The 1109-nt window shown below is 68.2% G+C and carries 1 protein-coding gene; it reads left to right on the top strand.

What is annotated here, in order from left to right:
* The first annotated feature begins 64 nt into the window (after window positions 1–64).
* Window positions 65–1102 carry an IS30 family transposase gene (locus ACIBQZ_RS43390; protein ID WP_396094804.1) on the top strand — a complete coding sequence of 346 codons (1038 nt, stop codon included), beginning with the start codon at window positions 65–67 and terminating at the stop codon, window positions 1100–1102.
* Window positions 1103–1109 lie beyond the last annotated feature (7 nt).

The following is a 1109-nucleotide window of genomic DNA, read 5'->3' as shown; positions in this document are numbered from 1 at the left end:
CTTGGGCTCAGCCGGTGGTTGCAACACCTGTCGTTGATCGTTGATCAAGACGGGGTGTGTGCAGATGGCACCACGATTGTCGTCCGGAGAACGCGAAGAGATCGCTTGCGGCCTGGCCGCGGGGGAATCCATGAACTCGATCGGTCGGCGCCTGGCCCGGCAACCATCGACGATCTCCCGCGAGATCGCCCAGCATTCGTTCCACCGGCACGCGGTCACGTTCGACCGCCCCGAGATGACCTATCGGGCCGGGCCGGCGCACCGTTCGGCGATGACCGCCCGGGCCCGTCCACGGACCGCCAGACTCGCCCGATCCGGCTCGCTGCGTACCCGGGTCCTGCAGCTACTCCGGAAACGCTTCTCACCACAGCAGATCACCGCCCAGCTCCGTGCCGAGCACCCCGACCAACCGGAGATGCAGGTGTCCCACGAAACCATCTACCAGGCCATCTACCTGCAATCCCGCGGCAGCCTACGCACCGACCTACGCCGCCAGGTTGCCCTGCGCACCGGCAGAGCCCGCCGCCGGACCCGCCCCATCGCCGGCGCGGCGACCCGCTCCAACCGTGACTGGGTCGGCCTGAACGTCTCACAGCGGCCCGCTGAAGCCGACGACCGGGCCGTGCCCGGACACTGGGAAGGCGACCTGGTCATCGGCAAGAACGGCACCTCCGCGGTAGCGACCCTGGTCGAACGCAGCACCCGCTACCTGATGCTGGTCGCCCTGCCCGACGGACGCCTATGCCACGACGTCGCCGCCCGGCTCAGCACCGCGATGCGCCGCCTGCCCGCCCAGCTCCTCCGGTCACTGACCTGGGACCAAGGCTCCGAAATGGCCGCCCATGCCACGTTCACCCTGGCCACCGACTGCCCGGTGTTCTTCTGCGACCCGCACTCCCCCTGGCAACGCGGCAGCAACGAGAACACCAACGGCCTGCTGCGCCAGTACTACCCAAAAAGCGTGACCAACTTCCGCACCGTGACCCAACGCCAACTCGACACCGTCGCCCGACAGCTCAACGAACGCCCCCGCATGACCCTGGCATGGAACACTCCCGCCGAGCGGCTCACCGAGCTCCTCGGTGATGCAACCACCGGCTGAAAACGCC

The sequence above is a fragment of the Actinoplanes sp. NPDC049599 genome, from assembly GCF_044465625.1.
In the GTDB taxonomy this organism is placed as follows: Bacteria; Actinomycetota; Actinomycetes; order Mycobacteriales; family Micromonosporaceae; genus Actinoplanes.
The sequence above is the reverse complement of the archived record's forward strand: the minus strand, read 5'-3'. Positions and strand labels throughout refer to the sequence as shown.

Coding starts and splice junctions, on each gene's coding strand:
- ACIBQZ_RS43390 (WP_396094804.1), top strand. CDS start 65: ATGGCACCACGATTGTCGTCCGGAGAACGCGAAGAGATCGCTTGCGGC.